This window comes from Acidisphaera rubrifaciens HS-AP3 (genome assembly GCF_000964365.1).
Lineage (GTDB): Bacteria > Pseudomonadota > Alphaproteobacteria > Acetobacterales > Acetobacteraceae > Acidisphaera > Acidisphaera rubrifaciens.
This window is the reverse complement of the sequence record NZ_BANB01001124.1, coordinates 1-883: the sequence shown is the minus strand read 5'-3', so window position 1 is coordinate 883 and position 883 is coordinate 1. Positions and strand designations below refer to the sequence as shown.

Here is an 883-nt window from a genome sequence, read left to right as displayed (position 1 = left end):
CGCGGCAGCCCGCGCGCCGTCACGTTCAGCGCCTCCACCTGATCGAGCAGCAGGTCGAACACCCGCCGCAGCGCCGGCGTCTGCGCCGCCCCGCGCAGCGCCTCCACCCCGCCGCCCGCCGCCGCCAGCGCGTCCTGCGGCAGGTAGCAGCGATCGAGGGACGCGAGGTCGGCGGCGCAGTCCTGCAGATGGTTCAGCACCTGCAGCGCCGCGCACAGCGCATCCGACGGCGGATGCGTCGCCGCCGCGTCCTCGCCATGCAGGTCGAGCACGTGCCGCCCGACCGGCATCGCCGAATAGCGGCAGTAGTCCAGCAACTCGTCCCAGTCGGCATAGCGCCGCTTGGTCGCGTCCAGCCGGAACGCCACCAGCAAATCCGTCGCGTGCCGGCTCGTCACGCCCGTTTGCGCGAGGCTCGCGCGCAGCGCCGCCGCACTCGGCGATCCCGCCGCCTGCCGGCCCAGCAGCACCGCCTCCATTACGTCGAGCCGTGCGATCTTGTCCTCGGGCGACAGCACCGCGCTGTCGGCGATGTCGTCGGCGTTGCGGGCGAAGGCATAGAAGGCGTGCACATGCGGGCGCAGCGCCGGGCGGATCAGCACGCCGACGGGGAAGTTCTCGTCGCCGCGGTCCTTTCCCGACCACTCCTCGACCGAGGCCGTGTCCGCCGCCGTGTCCCCCGCTGTCATCGTCGCGCTCATGCCGTGCCGTCCCGATAGATGCGCCCGCGCCACGCGACGCCGCGTCCGCGTAAATGATCGACGGCCGAGCCGACCGTCGCCGCCATGTAGAACGCCGCGACCGCCGGCAGCGTCGCCGCCCAGGCGCGCCCGATCCCGAAGCGCCGCAGCGTCGGCGCGATCGACGCCGCCGCCGCCGCCCA

General features: G+C 74.0%; 1 protein-coding gene and 1 pseudogene. Both read right to left on the bottom strand.

All coding sequences use genetic code 11. The features are described from left to right. Positions 1–701 (bottom strand): squalene/phytoene synthase family protein (locus B8460_RS20365; protein WP_052945328.1); only part of this gene is annotated, 701 nt, incomplete at its 3' end. Continuing rightward, positions 698–883, bottom strand: a pseudogene (locus B8460_RS22680) (glycosyltransferase); the annotation flags it as partial. The pseudogene B8460_RS22680 and the gene B8460_RS20365, both read right to left, overlap by 4 nt.